The 17,846-nt window shown below is 45.0% G+C and carries 17 protein-coding genes; 2 read left to right on the top strand and 15 right to left on the bottom strand.

Features of this window, described 5'->3' with window-relative positions; translation table 11 throughout:
• Positions 1 to 47: 47 nt before the first annotated feature.
• A complete protein-coding gene (gene racA, locus NYE22_RS01955; RefSeq protein ID WP_342412259.1) occupies positions 48 to 602 on the top strand; it encodes a chromosome-anchoring protein RacA in 555 nt (184 codons plus the stop codon).
• Between the two features lie 34 nt (positions 603 to 636).
• Here racA and NYE22_RS01950 read toward each other — a convergent pair whose 3' ends face one another.
• The 11 genes from NYE22_RS01950 to spo0F all read right to left on the bottom strand — a co-directional run bounded on the left by NYE22_RS01950 (position 637) and on the right by spo0F (position 11,184).
• Positions 637 to 1,596: an AEC family transporter gene (locus tag NYE22_RS01950; RefSeq protein ID WP_003242497.1), complete on the bottom strand. Its 960-nt coding sequence runs from the start codon at positions 1,594 to 1,596 to the stop codon at positions 637 to 639.
• 81 nt (positions 1,597 to 1,677) lie between these two features.
• The gene (gene malS, locus NYE22_RS01945) at positions 1,678 to 3,375 is read right to left on the bottom strand and encodes an oxaloacetate-decarboxylating malate dehydrogenase (RefSeq protein WP_003244309.1); all 1,698 of its coding nucleotides are present in this window, start codon (positions 3,373 to 3,375) and stop codon (positions 1,678 to 1,680) included.
• 289 nt (positions 3,376 to 3,664) lie between these two features.
• Positions 3,665 to 4,252, bottom strand: a complete 588-nt coding sequence (locus NYE22_RS01940) for a thymidine kinase (RefSeq protein ID WP_014478269.1) — start codon at positions 4,250 to 4,252, stop codon at positions 3,665 to 3,667.
• Between the two features lie 88 nt (positions 4,253 to 4,340).
• Positions 4,341 to 4,541, bottom strand: a complete 201-nt coding sequence (gene rpmE, locus NYE22_RS01935; protein WP_003151132.1) for a 50S ribosomal protein L31 — start codon at positions 4,539 to 4,541, stop codon at positions 4,341 to 4,343.
• A gap of 119 nt (positions 4,542 to 4,660) precedes the next feature.
• A complete protein-coding gene (gene rho, locus NYE22_RS01930) occupies positions 4,661 to 5,944 on the bottom strand; it encodes a transcription termination factor Rho (protein ID WP_003221939.1) in 1,284 nt (427 codons plus the stop codon).
• 30 nt (positions 5,945 to 5,974) lie between these two features.
• The gene (locus NYE22_RS01925; RefSeq protein ID WP_003227632.1) at positions 5,975 to 6,136 is read right to left on the bottom strand and encodes a hypothetical protein; all 162 of its coding nucleotides are present in this window, start codon (positions 6,134 to 6,136) and stop codon (positions 5,975 to 5,977) included.
• 214 nt (positions 6,137 to 6,350) lie between these two features.
• Positions 6,351 to 7,316 carry a class II fructose-bisphosphatase gene (glpX, locus tag NYE22_RS01920; protein ID WP_014481197.1) on the bottom strand — a complete coding sequence of 322 codons (966 nt, stop codon included), beginning with the start codon at positions 7,314 to 7,316 and terminating at the stop codon, positions 6,351 to 6,353.
• Positions 7,317 to 7,346: 30 nt separating this feature from the next.
• Positions 7,347 to 8,636, bottom strand: a complete 1,290-nt coding sequence (locus NYE22_RS01915; RefSeq protein WP_003227628.1) for a UDP-N-acetylglucosamine 1-carboxyvinyltransferase — start codon at positions 8,634 to 8,636, stop codon at positions 7,347 to 7,349.
• A 377-nt stretch (positions 8,637 to 9,013) separates the two neighbouring features.
• Positions 9,014 to 9,652, bottom strand: coding sequence for a fructose-6-phosphate aldolase (fsa, locus tag NYE22_RS01910; RefSeq protein ID WP_003227626.1), 639 nt, complete (start codon positions 9,650 to 9,652; stop codon positions 9,014 to 9,016).
• Between the two features lie 119 nt (positions 9,653 to 9,771).
• A complete protein-coding gene (locus tag NYE22_RS01905) occupies positions 9,772 to 10,629 on the bottom strand; it encodes a class II fructose-bisphosphate aldolase (protein WP_003243339.1) in 858 nt (285 codons plus the stop codon).
• Positions 10,630 to 10,809: 180 nt separating this feature from the next.
• Positions 10,810 to 11,184 carry a sporulation initiation phosphotransferase Spo0F gene (gene spo0F / locus NYE22_RS01900; protein WP_003227621.1) on the bottom strand — a complete coding sequence of 125 codons (375 nt, stop codon included), beginning with the start codon at positions 11,182 to 11,184 and terminating at the stop codon, positions 10,810 to 10,812.
• Positions 11,185 to 11,349: 165 nt separating this feature from the next.
• Here spo0F and NYE22_RS01895 point away from each other — a divergent pair, with 165 nt between their 5' ends.
• On the top strand, positions 11,350 to 11,871 hold the full coding sequence (locus NYE22_RS01895) for a DUF2529 domain-containing protein (protein ID WP_014481199.1): 522 nt from the start codon (positions 11,350 to 11,352) through the stop codon (positions 11,869 to 11,871).
• Between the two features lie 81 nt (positions 11,872 to 11,952).
• Here the strand turns inward: NYE22_RS01895 and pyrG are convergent, their stop codons facing one another.
• The 4 genes from pyrG to NYE22_RS01875 form a co-directional block, all read right to left on the bottom strand.
• Positions 11,953 to 13,560, bottom strand: a complete 1,608-nt coding sequence (pyrG, locus tag NYE22_RS01890; protein WP_021480821.1) for a CTP synthase (glutamine hydrolyzing) — start codon at positions 13,558 to 13,560, stop codon at positions 11,953 to 11,955.
• A gap of 241 nt (positions 13,561 to 13,801) precedes the next feature.
• On the bottom strand, positions 13,802 to 14,323 hold the full coding sequence (rpoE, locus tag NYE22_RS01885; protein ID WP_003227609.1) for a DNA-directed RNA polymerase subunit delta: 522 nt from the start codon (positions 14,321 to 14,323) through the stop codon (positions 13,802 to 13,804).
• A gap of 182 nt (positions 14,324 to 14,505) precedes the next feature.
• On the bottom strand, positions 14,506 to 15,645 hold the full coding sequence (gene acdA / locus NYE22_RS01880) for an acyl-CoA dehydrogenase AcdA (protein ID WP_014478272.1): 1,140 nt from the start codon (positions 15,643 to 15,645) through the stop codon (positions 14,506 to 14,508).
• The gene (locus NYE22_RS01875) at positions 15,642 to 17,759 is read right to left on the bottom strand and encodes a heterodisulfide reductase-related iron-sulfur binding cluster (RefSeq protein WP_128740803.1); all 2,118 of its coding nucleotides are present in this window, start codon (positions 17,757 to 17,759) and stop codon (positions 15,642 to 15,644) included. The genes acdA and NYE22_RS01875 overlap by 4 nt, the downstream gene beginning before the upstream one ends.
• Positions 17,760 to 17,846 lie beyond the last annotated feature (87 nt).

Genomic DNA, 17,846 nt, shown 5'->3' with positions numbered 1-17,846 from the left:
ACCTCATTCTATGGTCGAATACCTAGCTTAAAAGGAGGTATGGGATCATGAATACAAATATGGTAGCAAGTGAACTCGGCGTCTCCGCAAAAACGGTGCAGCGGTGGGTGAAGCAGCTGAATCTTCCGGCCGAACGCAATGAGCTCGGACACTATTCGTTCACGGCAGAAGACGTGAAGGTTCTAAAATCCGTTCAAAAACAAATCTCTGAAGGTACGGCGATTCAGGATATTCATCTGCCGAAAAGCGCTAAAAAGCGCACAGGCTTCCTTGTCCAAAAAACAAATAGCGACACAGAACGAAGAATCGAGCAGCTTGAACAAAAGCTGGACACCCTTTTACAGCAAAGGCAGGACGAAAGTGAATTGATGGCAAGGATGTCGGAACTGGAACGCCAGCTGAAACAAAAAGCCGATGAAGGTGTATCTTACCAGCTGCTTCAGCACCGCAGAGAAATCGACGATATTCTTGCAGATCAGCAATCACTGACCTCACAAATGAAAGAATTCACCGCTCAGCCGATCCCCGAGACCGCTGCTGCTTCTGAAAAAAACAAAACAAGAAAAAAACCGCTGCTGTCACTGTTCAAATTTCAAACCTAAAGCAAAAAGCTCCCCGTAAAGGGAGCTTTTTTTGTTACGCAGTAAGCGCGATAATGATTGGAAGTGAAATCAATGACAGAATCGCACTGACCACAAACGCAGTTGCAGTTTCTTCTTCTTGTTTCTCGAAACGAGTCGCAATCATGGCTGCAACGGCAGAACCAGGGAATGCAACAAGAAGGATTGCTTTTGTTGTTTGGTCAGCCGGAAGTCCGATAGCAAGAGCAATCAAGAACATTAATGCAGGCTGAACCGCAACTTTTAGTAACGCAATACCGATAGCCGGCATACTGAGTTTAATTTTACGAATACCAACGGTAACACCGACAGCAAAGAGAGCAACACCAGATGTTGTGCTTCCAAGCTGATCAAGCATTTTAACACCCAGCTCAGGAAGAGTGAAATTGAAAACCAGCACTAAGATCATACTGATTAACGGAGCAGCTGCAAGCGGCTCACAAAGACCATGCAGGATTGATTTTCCTGTCATCTTCCAGAAGCTGTCGCCACTCTCTTCGTTTTTCTTAGAAGACTCACCAACAGTAGCGATAATGATCGCGAGCGGATCAAGAATCGCGTTAACCACGATACCTGTGACCGCGATCGGAATCGCAACTTCATTCGCTCCGAATAAGCTTCCCAATACCGGGATACCCATAAATGCGAATGTCGGCTGTGCAGAGTTCAAAGAAAATACAGATGAGTTCGTTAAATCATACTTGAAAATAAATCTGCAAACCAAAAGAATGATGATATAGAAACCAACAATCCCAATAATTAAAGAAATCATTAAAGGTACTTGTGATAAAAATTCACTTCTGGAAGTTGTCAAAATACCAGCGATAAAGTGAGCTGGAAGTGCGTATTTCGTTACTAACGTACTTACCCCTTTTGCCGACTTGGCATCATAACTTCCAAAATGTCCTGCAAACCAACCCAGCACGATAACAAAGAAGATCGGCGCCAGGAGGATTAAGATATCTAAGATGCTCAAAATATTCTCCTCCAAATCCTATGTCCGTATACTTTAGCTTTACAAAAAGCTTTCCCTCGGACAGAAAAATTTACTCGCTAATTATTTCGCGATGACTTTTTTGTATTCAGGTGTCCACATTGCATCAAGTACCGCTTGTTTCACATCTTCAGGCTGACGATTTGCCACGCCATCTTTAATTGCTGCTTCAGCAACGGCAATCGCAACTTGGATAGAAACCTCTTGAAGCTTATCAATGCTTGGAAGCAATCCTGCTCCAGGTGTTTCAAGATCAACCATTTCAGCAATCGCATCAGCAGTTGCAGCAAACATAGCAGGTGTAATGATACGCGCTTCAGCTACAATTGAACCAAGTCCAAGACCAGGGAACGCGAATGCGTTGTTAGATTGTCCGATTTCATAAGAAACACCGTTGTATTCTACATTGTCAAATGGGCTTCCTGTTGCAATAAGCACTTTTCCGTCAGTCCATTTGAACAGATCTTCAGGAACAGCTTCAGCAAGGTGAGTCGGGTTAGACATCGGCATGATAACCGGACGGTCTACGTGAGATGCCATTTCTTTTACAATTTCCTCTGTGAATGCACCTGAAACCCCTGAAGTACCAATCAAGATTGTTGGTTTCGCTTGACGAACCACTTCATCGAATGGAATTTGACCTTTTTCATCGCGCTTCCAGTCTTTCACTTCATCCGCATTGCGAAGGTAAGGTTTTTGGAAATCAAGGATGCCTTCGATGTCTTCAGTCAGCAAGCCTCTGTAATCAAGTGTGTAGAAACGTTTGTTAGCTTCTTCTTCAGATAATCCGGCTAGCACCATTGTGTCACGGATTTGATCAGCAATACCGATACCAGCAGAACCAGCACCGAAGATAACAACACGCTGATCTTTAATAGAAGCGCCGGTTTTCTTCATAGCAGCAAGCACACCTGCAAGTGTAATCGCGCCAGTACCTTGAATATCATCATTAAATGTCAGGATTTCATGATTGTATTTTTTCATGATGTTGCGTGCATTTTTGTTGCCAAGGTCTTCCCAGTGAAGAAGCGCTTTAGGGAAGAATTTCAATGCAGCTTTTACATAAGCGTCAATGAAAGCTTCGTAGCGTTCACCTTGAACACGTTCATGCTTGTTACCAATATATAAAGGATCGTTTAGAAGTTTTTCGTTGTTCGTACCGACATCAAGCACAACCGGGATAACACGGCTAGGGTCAATACCAGCTGCAGCAGTGTAAACAGCCAATTTACCGATTGCGATATTAATACCGCCTACACCCCAGTCACCGATACCGAGAATGCTTTCGGAGTCAGTAGCAACGATAAGATCAATATCGCCTGCTGTCGCATGAAGGTTTTCAAACGCTTTTTCAATACCGTCAATGTTATCGATTGACAAGTAGATTCCTTGAGGTCTTCTATATTCATGGCTGTATTCCTGAATCGCTTCACCAACTGTTGGCGTGTACACAACAGGAAGCATTTCGCGAAGATGGTTTTTCAGCAATTTATAGAAAAGAACTTCGTTACGGTTTGCAAGATCACTTAAGTAAACATTTTGACGAAGGCGGTCAGGCTGCGCTTGGAATTGCTCGTACGCGCGTTGTGCTTGTTGATCAAGAGAAAGTACAGTTGGCGGCAGAAGCCCTTCTAAGCCGAGTTCTTGTCTTTCTTCTAGTGAAAAAGCAACGCCTTTATTTAAAGTAGGAATAGATAAAACTTCTTTTCCTCTAAGAGTTGTTTCTAAGTGGCCTTCTTTCGTTTTTTTTATGTTATTCAAGCAAATCTCCTTCTTTCTTGAAATAGTTAACCAAGTTAAGTAATAACCCATCTAAAATATGACCGATCATGATCTTTATGCGACTTTGTGACAATTATTCGAACAATGTCTCAAAACTATTTACATTACGTAAGCTATTGTATGCCTGTCAAAATCAAAATTCAAGGGAAGAAAATTACTTAATTTTTTAATATACTTATTTAAATTTTTTAATTGAATATTATCAGAATATAAAAAAAACACCGGTGTTTTTAGCCGGTGCATTCTATCTTTATACCCATGTTTTGGACTATTTTTTAGATTTACCTGGGACTTCGTGATGATGTCTGCATCTTGCTTCATATGATTCAGATGCACCAACCAAAATGACCGGATCATCGTAAGAAGCAGGTTTGCCGTCAATGAGGCGCTGGGTTCTGCTCGCCGGTGATCCACAAACAGAACAGACGGCTTGCAGCTTTGTCACACTTTCCGCAATCGCCATGATATTCGGGACGACACCGAACGGCTCTCCCCTAAAATCCATATCAAGGCCTGCTGCTATCACACGGTAGCCTTTATCGGCAAGAGATGATAAAACCTCAACAATTTCCTGATCAAAAAACTGCACTTCATCAACCGCAATCACATCTGTACTTTCACTGATGTGATCCCAAATGTCCGCAGCAGACGAAATGGCATAGCTCGTCATCGATGTTCCATTATGGGAGACAACAGCAGCTTCGCTGTATCGGTTATCAATTACAGGCTTAAATACCCTGACTTCCTGCTTGGCATAAGTTGCTCTCTTCACTCTTCTGATCAGCTCTTCAGATTTCCCCGAGAACATGCTGCCGCAAATCAGCTCAAGCCACCCGCTTTGTTTCATTATGTACATAGGCTTCGCTCCCCTCTCTCTGCCAGCTGTGTTTTAGACAATATAAAAAACAGGCAAGACTGCTGCTTGCCTGTTGAGAAATCTATTATTACTTAAGACCGTATTTTTTGTTAAAGCGATCAACACGACCATCAGCAGAAGCGAATTTTTGACGGCCAGTGTAGAATGGGTGGCATTCAGAGCAAATCTCAACGCGTACCTCTTCTTTTACTGAGCCTGTTTCAAATTCATTTCCGCAAGCGCATTTAACTGTTGCTTTTTTGAAATTAGGATGAATTCCTGCTTTCATTGTATCCATCTCCTTCCGCCCTGAATCCCGTGTGGAAACAGAGTTATTATTTCGGAGCATTTGTCCGAAACGCATATGAGAAAATTATATCAGTGATTTACTTCTTTTGCAAATACAATTTACCTTCTTGCAGATGATAGATTTGCCTGTTTCCATTCTTGATTGAGAATATCGAAAAATTCCTGGTTTGTTTTGGTTTTTTTCATTTTTCTCATGAACTTTTCTGCGAAATCAGGTGAATCAGACATCGTTTTGCGGATAGACCATAAACGATCAAGATGCTCTTTAGGCACAAGCAGCTCTTCTTTGCGCGTTCCTGAACGGCGGATATCGATGGCAGGGAAGATGCGGCGCTCGGCAAGAGAGCGGTCAAGATGGAGCTCCATGTTGCCTGTTCCCTTGAATTCTTCATAAATGACATCATCCATACGTGATCCTGTATCGACCAGAGCCGTAGCAAGAATGGTTAAGCTGCCGCCCTCTTCGATATTTCTCGCAGCTCCGAAGAAGCGTTTCGGACGGTGGAACGCCGCTGGGTCAATCCCCCCGGAAAGCGTTCTTCCGCTCGGCGGAATCACTAAGTTGTAGGCACGGGCAAGCCGTGTGATGCTGTCCATCAGGATAATGACGTCTTTTTTGTGTTCCACGAGACGCATCGCACGTTCAAGCACAAGCTCGGCCACTTTGATATGGTTTTCCGGCACTTCATCAAACGTTGAGCTGACGACATCCCCAGCTACAGAGCGCTCGATATCGGTTACTTCCTCAGGTCTCTCGTCAATTAAAAGCACGATCAGCTCTGCTTCAGGCTGGTTCGCTGTAATGCTGTTGGCAATTTCCTTCAGCAGCATCGTTTTTCCGGCTTTCGGCGGCGCAACAATCAATCCGCGCTGTCCAAATCCAACCGGCGCCATCATGTCCATAATTCTTGTAGACAAGAAGTTCGGCTTTGTTTCAAGCACCATTTGACGATCCGGATAAAGTGGCGTAAGAGCGGGGAAATGCACACGCTCTTTTGCAGATTCGGGATCATCCCCATTTACTGCTTCAACGTGCAAAAGTCCATAGTAGCGCTCATTTTCTTTTGGCGGGCGAACCTTGCCTGATACTTTGTCTCCGTTCCGCAAATCGAAACGGCGGATTTGTGAAGCTGAGATGTAAATGTCTTCTGAGCTTGGAGAGTAGTTGATCGGTCTCAGGAAGCCGAAACCTTCAGACTGGATGATCTCAAGAACGCCTTCCATAAACAGCAGATCTTCTTGTTCTGCATTCGCTTTCAGAATGGCGAAAATGAGTTCTTTTTTTGTCAGTTTGCTGTAATAGGAGATTTTATAATGTCTTGCAAGTTCATAAAGCTCTTTCAATTTCATATTTTCCAAAGAGGAAATAGATACGTCTTTCATAAAAACACCACGCTTTTCATAGTCAATATCTTACTCTGAACATGTCATCTGCTGCTTTTGCACAACATCCGCCAAAGCACATTCTTTTTTTAACATAAAGGAACTTCTATCGGTAACACTTCCACCCATGATCGGCGCTTTTGTTAAAAGGATTGTCTTAATGAGTTTTGAAGGAAGCGAGGACAAAAACATGAGAAGATCAATACTTATATCGTCTGTATGCGGTAGAAATTGAAACTTTCCTAGTGCTTAAAAGAAGGTATTACGCAGTAAAATTCGCAGCACTCTTTATTTTTACCTTATTTCAAAAAATTATTCAACTGAAATAAGGTTTTGACACGGAATTGATAGAGTTGACGCTTTTCTGCAAAAGTTAAAGCGGGCTCACACCCGCTTTTTCTGTTTGTTATGGACGGATTACAAGATTTGGTTTCTTTTTCAAGCTGTGTCTGCCGTCAACGAAACGAACAGTACCCGATTTTGCGCGGATAACTAAGCTTTCAGTTGTACCGACAGAGCCTTTGAATTGAACTCCTTTTAACAGCTCGCCGTCAGTAACCCCTGTAGCTGCAAAAATCGCGTCATCACCCTTCACAAGGTCTTCCATGCGAAGGACTTTGCTTAAATCAAGGCCCATTTTGTGACAGCGAGTGATTTCTTCTTCGCTTTGCGGAAGAAGTTTACCAATGATTTCTCCGCCGAGTGCTTTTAACGCAACAGCGGAAAGCACACCCTCAGGAGCGCCGCCTGATCCGAACAGGATATCAACGCCCGTGTGGTCGAAAGCCGTGTTGATGGCGCCTGCGACATCGCCGTCATTGATCAATTTGATTCTGGCGCCGGCCTCACGAAGCTCGGAAATGATTTTTTCGTGTCTTTCACGGTTTAAAATTGTGGCAACGACGTCCTCAACATCCTTGTTTTTCGCTTTTGCCACCGCTTTAAGGTTGTCAATGACAGGTGCTTCGATGTCAATGCAGCCCACCGCTTCCGGACCGACTGCGATTTTTTGCATATACATGTCAGGAGCATTCAGAAGCGTGCCATGGTCTGCCACCGCGATAACCGTCAGCGCGTTCCAGCCGCCGCTTGCTAAGATGTTTGTGCCTTCAAGAGGGTCAACTGCGACATCAACGCGAGGGCCGTACCCGTTTCCGAGTTTTTCCCCGATATACAGCATCGGCGCTTCGTCCATTTCCCCTTCACCGATTACAACGGTCCCTTTCATCGGCACTGTATCAAAAACGTCTCTCATTGCACTTGTTGCCGCTTCATCAGCCTCATCTTTTTTTCCCCGGCCCATCCATCTTGCTGATGCCAATGCCGCAGCCTCGGTTACACGTACCAATTCCATTGATAAACTTCTTTCCATTTCAACACGATCTCCTCTCACAAGAAACCATTATGAATTTTGAAGCTGTTCTATTTCTTCGTCAGTCATTCTTTCACGCCAAATTGTCGCTCCAAGCCCCTCAAGCTTCTTCTCAAGGCTGCTGTATCCGCGGTCAATATGCTCCAGTCCCGTAATTTCCGTGACGCCATCAGCCATTAGTCCGGCTACCACCAAGCAGGCTCCGGCACGCAGATCACTCGCCTTCACTTTTGCGCCTTGAAGCTCGACAGGACCTGTGATGATGGCAGATCTGCCTTCTACTTTCATATTGGCACCCATTCGTCTCAGCTCATCAATGTGCTTGAATCTTGCCGAGTAGATGGTGTCTGTGACGACACTCGTCCCTTTCGCCCTTGTCAGGAGCGCCGTCATCGGCTGCTGTAAATCAGTCGGAAACCCCGGGTATACGAGGGTTTTGACGTCAACCGGCTTTAAGTTCTTCTGCCCGCCGACAATGAGGAGCTGGTCGTCACTTGTTTCGATATGATAGCCCATTTCTCTCAGCTTTGCCGTTAACGACTCAAGATGAGTGGGAATGACATTATCGATAATGACTTCCTTGCCCATTGCAGCCCCTGCAATCATAAATGTCCCGGCTTCAATTCTGTCCGGAATGATCGTATGCTTGCAGCCGTGCAGCTCCTTCACGCCGTCGATTCGAATCACATTGGTGCCCGCACCTTTGATTTTGGCGCCCATGCTAGTAAGCAATGTCGCGACGTCAATGATCTCAGGCTCCTTGGCAGCGTTTTCGATGATCGTTTTCCCTTCTGCCAAAACAGCGGCAAGCATAATGTTAATCGTTGCCCCAACGCTTACGACATCTAAATAAATCCTTGCGCCTCTCAGCCTTTCAGCTCGCAAATAAATGGCGCCTTGTTCATTGGTTACTTCAGCTCCGAGTGCTTCAAAGCCTTTGATATGCTGATCAATCGGACGGGGCCCTAAGTGACAGCCGCCAGGCAATCCAATGACCGCCTGCTTGAAGCGGCCGAGCATCGCCCCCATTAAATAATATGACGCGCGAAGCTTTTTTACTTTCCCGTTAGGAAGCGGCATGCTGATCATCGACGTAGGGTCAACAACCATTTCCCCATTCTCAAAATGCACGTTGCCGCCGATTTCCTTTAACAGGTCACGCAGCGTTTCAATATCTGAAATCTCTGGAAGCCCTTCAATTGTCACCTCGGAATTTGCCAAAATGGTTGCAGGTATTAACGCAACAGCGCTGTTTTTAGCGCCGCTGATATGTACTGTACCGTTTAACGAGTCACCGCCGGCAATATTCAACTTTTCCATGATAGTCTCCTTCCATAAGAAGATAGCTGCGGAGCTAAATAAAATGTCATTTTATTCTGTCTCTGCAAATAAAGCTCATGTCCAAAATCTAGCCAATTCGAAGAGAAAGAATACAACACATTGTAAAATATCAGGAAGAAAATAGCGAAGCTTTGGGGGGTACAGGTTTCAAAAGATCACAGAGACCCGCCGGCTCGAGAGACATCGTCGTCATCCGGCAAAAGCAGTACGCATACCCTTCATTCCGATATCAGCTTCTGCAGCCCAATGATTCCTTCTCTGTAAAGCGGCGTCAGCATCTGAAGATCCGCTGTATCAGGTCGGTGAAATACAAAGGCCGCGGCAAACAGGCATAAAGCTGTTTGCCGCCCCTTTCATTATTTGTTCCAGTCTGCCAGGAATTGTTCGATTCCTTTGTCTGTTAATGGGTGCTTCGTGAGCGCATGAATGACTTTCAGCGGCATTGTGCCGATATGAGCCCCTCTAAGAGCAGCTTCTGTCACGTGCTGCGGATGGCGGATTGACGCTGCAATGATTTGCGTGTCAAGGCCGTGAATGTCAAAAATCTGTTTAACTTCTGAAATCAAGTCAAGCCCGTTGTGGCCGATGTCATCTAAACGTCCCAGGAATGGAGATACATATGTTGCCCCCGCTCTGGCAGCAAGAAGCGCCTGGTTGGCATTGAAGATCAATGTAACGTTTGTTTTGATGCCTAAGTCAGTAAGTGCTCTTACCGCTTTTAAACCGTCAGACGTCATTGGAATTTTCACCGTAATGTTCGGAGCGATCTTCGCCAGTTCTTTTCCTTCCTCGATCATTTCCTCAGCTTTCAAAGAAATAACCTCTGCGCTTACAGACCCTTTCACGACGTCTGTGATCTCGCGAAGACGGTCGTGGAATGATACGTTAGCTTCCTTTGCTACTAAACTAGGATTCGTCGTTACACCGGCGAGAATTCCTAATTCATTCGCTTCTCTAATTTCATCGATATTGGCTGTATCAACAAAGAATAACATTTTCAAAAAGCCTCCCTGATTAAGAAATTTTCTGAACTGTGAATATGATTGCGCTTTCTAAAGATAGACGGAAAACCGCCTGTCAAGCTGTCAGGCGGCTATAAAAAGTTCCAATTGAATTAAGCTTGGTTTGAAGAACCAAATTCACGCATTTTACCGATAACTGTTTCTTTGATCGCTTCACGAGCTGGTCCAAGGTATTTACGTGGATCGTACTCGTCAGGCTTAGCTGCCAATGTTTCGCGAACAGCTTTTGCAGAAGAAATTTGGTTTTCAGTATTCACGTTGATTTTAGCTGTACCAAGTGAAATTGATTTTTTGATGTCAGCAGTCGGAATTCCAGTACCGCCGTGAAGAACTAGCGGAAGACCAGTTGATTTTCCGATCTCTTCCATTTCTTTGAAGCCAAGGTTTGGCTCACCTTTGTAAGGGCCGTGAACAGAACCTAATGCAGGTGCAAGGCAGTCGATGCCAGTGCGCTCAACAAGCTCTTGGCACTCTTTAGGATCAGCGTAGATTACGCCTTCAGCGATAACGTCATCTTCTTGTCCGCCTACTGTTCCAAGCTCAGCTTCTACAGATACTCCGTGGAAATGAGCAAGCTCAACAACTTTAGCAGTTGTTGCTACGTTTTCTTCAAATGGATGGTGAGAAGCGTCGATCATTACAGATGTGAAACCTGCATGAATCGCTTTCGCACAAGATTCAAAGCTTGAACCATGGTCTAAGTGAATCGCAACAGGAACTGTCACTTTGTACTCTTCCATAAGTGCTTTTACCATAGCAACGACTGTTTTGAAGCCGCCCATGTAGCGTCCCGCACCTTCGGAAACACCAAGGATCACTGGAGATTTTTCTTCTTCAGCTGCTTGTAAAATCGCTTGAGTAAACTCAAGGTTGTTTAAGTTAAATTGTCCTACAGCGTACCCTTTTTCTTTAGCTGTATTCAACATTTCCGTCATAGAAACTAAAGGCATGTCGAATGTCCTCCTTATGTAGCCTGATTGTCTTCTAGCGAAAAAAGCTTTCCACCCTAGCATGACCCATATATTGCTGTCATATGTAAATACTCAGATCGCTTTTTCTCCATAACTAGGATACCAACTTTTCGACAAATCGGCAACATAATGACATGATTCATTTGTTTCTTCTTTTTGTCAGTTAGACTTCAGGGGCAGATATTTTTTGACGGCGTCTCTGATTTCGTCGATGTCAAACGGCTTGGCAAAGTGCGTCAGAGCGCCCAATTCCTTCGATTCCTGGATCATGTCGAGCTCTCCGTATGCCGTCATGATAATGACCCGGATGTTTTCGTCAATGACCTTCATCCGTTTTAAGATTTCGATTCCGTCCATGCCGGGAATTTTCATGTCCAAAAGCACAAGGTCGGGCCGTTCTTTTGTCACAATGTCAAGCGCCTGCAGGCCGTTCGCAGCCTGAAACGTCTGGTAGCCTTCTTTATTGAACACTTCATTTAGCAAAATACGAATGCCGTATTGATCATCAACGATTAAAATTTTTTCATTCATCATTTTACACCCCAATATTATGATTTTCGTCAAAAGTAAGCAGTATTGTATGTATTCTGTTTGATTTTCCTATTTCCTTTAATTATAATAGTCTACTTTACGACATTTTCTGAGCATTTTCTCTTTTGTTGTATACTGATATTGTACGTTATAAAGGAGGATTCACTTATGTTGAAAATATTCACGACGCAGTTAACAGGTATTTTTTCCCGCATTCAGGATAAGGAATCTGACGCGATTGAAGATGGGGCGCGGCTGCTTGCTCAAGCGGTGATCAGCGGGCATTCCATTTATTTATACGGAGCAAATGAGCTGCAGGGCGTCTTTTTTGAGGCCACTGAAAGCAAAGAACCCTTCCCATCTGTCAAAGCCTTTCCAGAAAGCGCTGAGGAAGTGACAGAAAGCGACAGGGTGCTGATGTTTTGTTCAGGGACGGGCACAGCCGAAGAACAGGCGCTCGCAAAAGAGCTTTATGAAAAAGGTGCGGGAGTCGTATGCGTATCGCCCGCAGCCAAAGACAGTGCGGGAATAGAACAGTATTGTGATGTGCATATTGATTCTAAATTAAAAATGCCGCTTGTTCCCGATGAAGACGGCACCCGTTACGGATTTCCCTCTTTAATGACAGCACTGTATGTCTATCACGCTTTATCGTTTACACTAAAAGAAATTCTGCAAGAGTATGCATAATATCTTATTGTACATGCTGGAACTTGCCGGAAACAAATAAAAAAGACTTGCCCGCTTTTGACAAACGGCAAGTCTTTTTTATTACTTCTGATTTGCAGCTTCGACAGACGCTCCGATAAAGCCTTTGAATAGAGGCTGAGGTCTTGTCGGTCTTGACTTGAACTCTGGGTGGAACTGAGAAGCTACGAACCAAGGGTGGTCTTTCAGCTCGATGATTTCAACAAGGCGTCCATCAGGGCTTGTGCCTGAGAATACGAAGCCTTGCTCTTCCATTTGCTGTCTGAATTCATTGTTAAACTCATAGCGGTGGCGGTGGCGCTCGTACACCACTTCATCCTGATACACTTCAAAGGCTTTCGTGCCTTCTTCAAGCTTACAAGGGTAAAGGCCGAGACGAAGCGTTCCCCCGAGATCCTCCACATCCTTTTGTTCAGGAAGAAGATCAATGATCGGGTATTGAGTTGACGGATCAATTTCCGCTGAGTGAGCGCCTTTTAAGCCCAATACGTTTCGTGCGTATTCAATAGATGCCACCTGCATGCCCAAGCAAATGCCCAAGAACGGAATGTTGTTTTCGCGCGCGTATTTTGTCGCGACGATTTTACCTTCAACACCGCGGTCTCCGAATCCGCCCGGCACAATGATGCCGTCTGTTCCGCTTGTGAGTTCTGCGATATTGTTTTCTGTCACTTCTTCCGCGTTGATCCATTTCACTTTTACATCTGCGTCAAACGCATAGCCCGCATGGCGGAGAGACTCGACAACAGAAATGTATGCGTCAGGAAGCTCAACGTATTTGCCGACAAGGCCGATTGTAATCGTTTGAGACAGGTTGCTGACTTTGTTAACAAGCTCTTTCCATTCGGACATTTCCGCTTCTTTGCATGCCAATTTCATGTGCTCGCAAACAAGCTTATCAAGCCCTTGTTTTTGAAGCTCCAGCGGAATGGAGTAAAGGTTGTCCGCATCTTCACATTCAATAACCGCTTTTGTATCGATGTCGCAGAAAAGCGCGATTTTATCTTTCATATCTTGAGAAATCGGCATTTCTGTACGAACGACGATGATGTTTGGCTGAATGCCCAAGCTGCGTAATTCTTTTACGCTGTGCTGTGTCGGTTTTGTTTTTAATTCACCAGCAGCTTTAATGTAAGGTACGAGCGTACAGTGGATGTACATTACGTTTTCACGGCCGATATCGCTCTTCATTTGGCGGATCGCTTCAAGGAATGGCAGTGATTCGATGTCTCCGACAGTACCGCCGATTTCTGTAATGACAACATCTGCGTTTGTTTCTTTCCCTGCGCGGTAAACACGGTCTTTCAATTCGTTTGTGATGTGCGGAATGACCTGTACGGTTCCGCCAAGGTAATCTCCGCGGCGTTCTTTTTTAAGAACTGTTGAATAGATTTTACCTGTTGTCACGTTGCTGAATTTATTCAGGTTAATGTCGATAAAACGCTCATAGTGACCAAGGTCCAAGTCTGTTTCAGCGCCGTCATCCGTTACGAATACTTCACCGTGCTGGTACGGGCTCATTGTTCCCGGGTCAACGTTGATGTATGGATCGAATTTCTGAATCGTCACGTTCAGTCCGCGGTTTTTCAGCAAACGCCCTAATGAAGCTGCTACAATACCCTTTCCAAGTGAGGATACAACTCCCCCGGTTACAAAAATATATTTCGTCATTTCGTTTGCTCCTCTCTTCGCTCTTAGCTACATTTTTAAAATGTACTATTTTATAAAAAATCATTTAGCCTTTTAAATGATTTATAAGAAAAATGAGGGGTGAAAATAAGAAAGCTCCCTTTCAATTTCTTGAAAGGGAGCATAACGTACTATGTTCTCTCTTCGTTTTTGAAGAGCCCAAAATACATACTACATAGTTCGACTATGAAAGTCAAGATCGTTTTGAAGATGAAATCTGATACTATTTAATTTCCTCTTCTTCATCATCATAGTCTTCATCATCTTCATCAATAATATCTTCTTCGATCTCAAGATCATCGTCGTCTTCATCAAGATCTTCATCGTCAAAATCGTCGGCTTCAAGATCGAGTTCTTCCTCAACTTCATCCAAATCAAGGTCGTCTTCGTCGATCTCTTCAAACTCGTCAAGATCAAGATCTTCTTCGACTGCTTTCTTCGCTTTTTTCTTTTTCGCCTTGACTGTCGGCTGAGTTTCTTCATCAAGCTGATCATACGGATACCAGCTGCGAAGCCCCCACGTCTGGTCAGAAAGCGCCAGGAAGCGGCCGTCAATGTTTAAATCTGTATAAAATTGAGCGATGCGGTCTCCAAGCTCTTCTTTTTTCACGCCGAGCAAAGATGCGATTTCATTTAAAAGCTCCTGAAAAGGAACTGGTTTTTTATGTTCTTCAAATAATTCGTGAGCGATTTCAACTAAAGCCATTTCCTTTAGCTCTTCCTGTGAATATTGTTTGATACCCAAGGTCGGACACTCCCTTTCTATTACTTATATGTATCTGTTTTATCAATAATGAAAGCGATTTTGTATCGTTCTTATACAAACCATACCTCTCATTATAAACAAAATAAAACAGAATATGCTACCCTTAACAGCGTTAATTTAAATAATTTTACAAGAGTGATCCGACTGAGAGATGTTTTCCGTTAATCCGCGAGCATTCTGGAGATGACCAGTCTTTGAATTTCTTGAGTGCCTTCATAGATTTGCGTGATTTTTGCATCACGCATATAGCGTTCTACCGGATAATCTTTTGTATAACCGTAGCCGCCGAAAATCTGCACGGCTTCGGTCGTTACCTTCATCGCCGTATCCCCAGCCATCAGTTTGGACATGGCGGAAGCTTTTCCATATGGAAGGCCCGATGATTCTAACCATGCAGCCTGATAGGTCAGTAGCCTTGAAGCTTCTATCATTGTCGCCATATCCGCGAGTTTAAAAGCGATGCCCTGCTGCTCGGCGATCGATTTTCCGAATTGCTTTCGCTCTTTTGCATATTGAAGCGCCGCATCAAGCGCTCCTTGGGCGATGCCTACAGCTTGTGCAGCTATGCCGTTTCTGCCTCCGTCAAGCGTCTTCATCGCGATTTTGAAGCCTTCTCCTTCTTCTCCGAGACGCTTTGATGCGGGCACTACACAATCTTCGAACATGATTTCCGTTGTCGGTGAAGAACGAATGCCCAGCTTCTTTTCTTTCTTGCCTGTAAAAAATCCTTCAAAATCCTTTTCTACTATAAAAGCGGTAATGCCTTTTTTCTTTTTCTCGGGATCGGTGACGGCAAAAACAATGTAAATATCAGCAACGCCGCCGTTTGTGATAAACACTTTGGAACCATTTAACACATAGTCATCGCCGATTCGTTCAGCAGTTGTTTTCATGCTGCCGGCGTCAGAGCCAGACCCTGCTTCGGTCAAAGCGAATGCGCCGATTTTCTCTCCGAGGGCCAGCTGTGTTAAGTACTCTGTCTTCTGTTCCTCTGTCCCAAAGGCAAACAGCGGCCAGCTGCAAAGAGAGATATGGGCGGAAAGCGTCACACCGGTGGAGGCGCACACTTTTGACAGCTCCTCCACCGCGATGACATAGGCTAAATAGTCACTTCCGATTCCGCCGTAATCTTCAGGCCACGGAATTCCCGTCAGCCCCAGATTTGCCATTTCCCGAAACAACTCGCGATCGAAGCGTTCTTGTTCGTCTCGTTCTGCCGCTGTCGGGGCCACCTCATGCTTCGCAAAATCGCGCACCAATTTTCGTATCATCTCATGTTCTTCTGATAATGAAAAATTCATTGCTTCTCCCCCATTTTCAGATCAGCGCCTAAAACGGATTGAGCCAGAAGCTCGACGACGTCGTACGTTTTGACTTGGTCTTCGGCTTCCTTCGCCTTTGTGCCGTCCCCAAGCATTGTGAGACAATACGGACAGCCAGAACTGATCACCGATGGATTGACTGCGAGCGCTTGCTCTGTCCTGGCGACGTTAATCCTGTTGCCTGTTTCTTCCTCCATCCACATTAATCCCCCGCCGGCTCCGCAGCACATGCCGGTTTCCCGGTTTCTCTCCATTTCAACAAGCTGCACGCCCGGAATGGCTTTCAAAATCTCTCTCGGCGGATCATAAACTTCATTGTACCGGCCCAAATAGCACGAATCATGGAAGGTAATCGTCTCATGAAGCGGGTGCTGCGGTCTTAATTTTCCGTTTTTCACAAGCTCGGCCAGCACTTCTGTATGATGATAAACCTCGCCTTCAAATCCGAAATCCGGATATTCGTTTTTAAATAAATTGTATGCATGGGGATCGATCGTAACGATTTTTTTGACATCATTTTTTTCAAATTCAGAAATATTCTTCTCAGCCAGCTCTTGGAACAAAAATTCATTTCCGAGGCGGCGCGGCGTGTCTCCTGAATTTTTTTCTTTATTGCCGAGGATCGCGAAGGACACGCCCGCGTGATTGAGCAGCTTGGCAAAGGAAATTGCGATTTTCTGGCTTCTGTTGTCGTAAGACCCCATGGAGCCTACCCAGAAAAGGTACTCAAATTCTTTTCCTTCTTTTTTCATTTCTTTTACAGTCGGAATCTCAGCATCCGGCGCCTCGTCACGCCAATTTTCACGTTCCTTGCGGTTGAGTCCCCACGGATTCCCCTGCCGCTCAATACTTGTCATTGCGCGCTGGGCGTCACTGTCCATTTTTCCTTCTGTCAGTACGAGGTAGCGGCGGAGATCGATGATTTTATCCACGTGCTCATTCATGACCGGGCATTGATCCTCACAGTTCCGGCAAGTGGTGCATGCCCAAATTTCTTCCTCTGTGATGACGTCGCCGATCAAGCTTGGATTGTAATCAAGCGCCGCTGCGGCTTCCTGCGATCCGCTGCCCGCTGACGCCGCAGCCAGCTGATTGCCTCTCGTATGCCGAAACGCTGCTGCGGGCACCCATGGGGAGCGCGAGGTGACGGCAGCGCCTTTTTCCGTGAGATGGTCTCTGAGACGCAAAATCAAGTCCATCGGAGAAAGCATTTTTCCGGTGCCTGTTGCAGGACACATATTGGTACAGCGGCCGCACTCGACACACGCATATAGATCAAGCAGCTGAGACTGTCTGAAATCCTCAATTTTTCCCGCTCCGTAGCTTTCTTTCGTTTCGTCGGTAAAATCAATTTTTTCAAGTTTTCCGGCAGATTCCATTCGATTGAAAAAGACGTTTGCCGGGCCGGCGATTAAATGGGCATGCTTCGACTGAGGCACGTACACTAAAAAGCTAAGCAAGAACAGAAGATGGATCCACCAAGCGATATAGAAAATCACCGCCGCGCCTGTTTTCCCGACACCGCTAAGCATAAACGCAATACCTGAGGCAATTGGCTCGCTCCAAGAAAGCCCATGCTCATGCCAAATCAGATTCATCCCGTTCCCAAGCAGAACGGTCAGCATTAATCCTCCGATAAAAATGAGAACGAGTCCGGCTTTGAAACCGCGTTTCAGCCTCACGAGCTTTTCGATATAACGTCTGTAGAATGCCCACCCAACAGCAATTAAAATGAGAAACGTAACAATTTCCTGAAAAAAGGTGAAGGCGGGATAGACAGGGCCAAGCGGCAGATTTCGGCCGGGAGCCAGTCCTTTGATGATAAAGTCAATTGCTCCGAACTGAACCAATATAAATCCGTAGAAAAACATGACGTGAATGATTCCGCTTTTCTTGTCCTTGAGCAGTTTTTTCTGTCCGAATACATTCGCCCATATGGCGTGAAGCCGTTCCTTGAACCGTTGATCAAATTGTTCTTTCTGGCCGAGCTTGATGTAGGCCAGTCTTGTTTTGACCAAGTACACAAACAAATAGACAGCGTAAGCGGTTACAATCAGAAATAATAATGCATTTGCGATGAGAAAGCCGCTCATTCCAATTCCCCCTTTTTACTGATAAAGACCGCGATCCCCTACCCCCGAATCTGTATAAGATTATCTTTATGATAAATAATGAATGAG

It is taken from the genome of Bacillus sp. FSL K6-1560, from assembly GCF_038592935.1.
Lineage (GTDB): Bacteria > Bacillota > Bacilli > Bacillales > Bacillaceae > Bacillus > Bacillus subtilis.
This window is presented reverse-complemented; position numbering and strand designations above follow the sequence as displayed.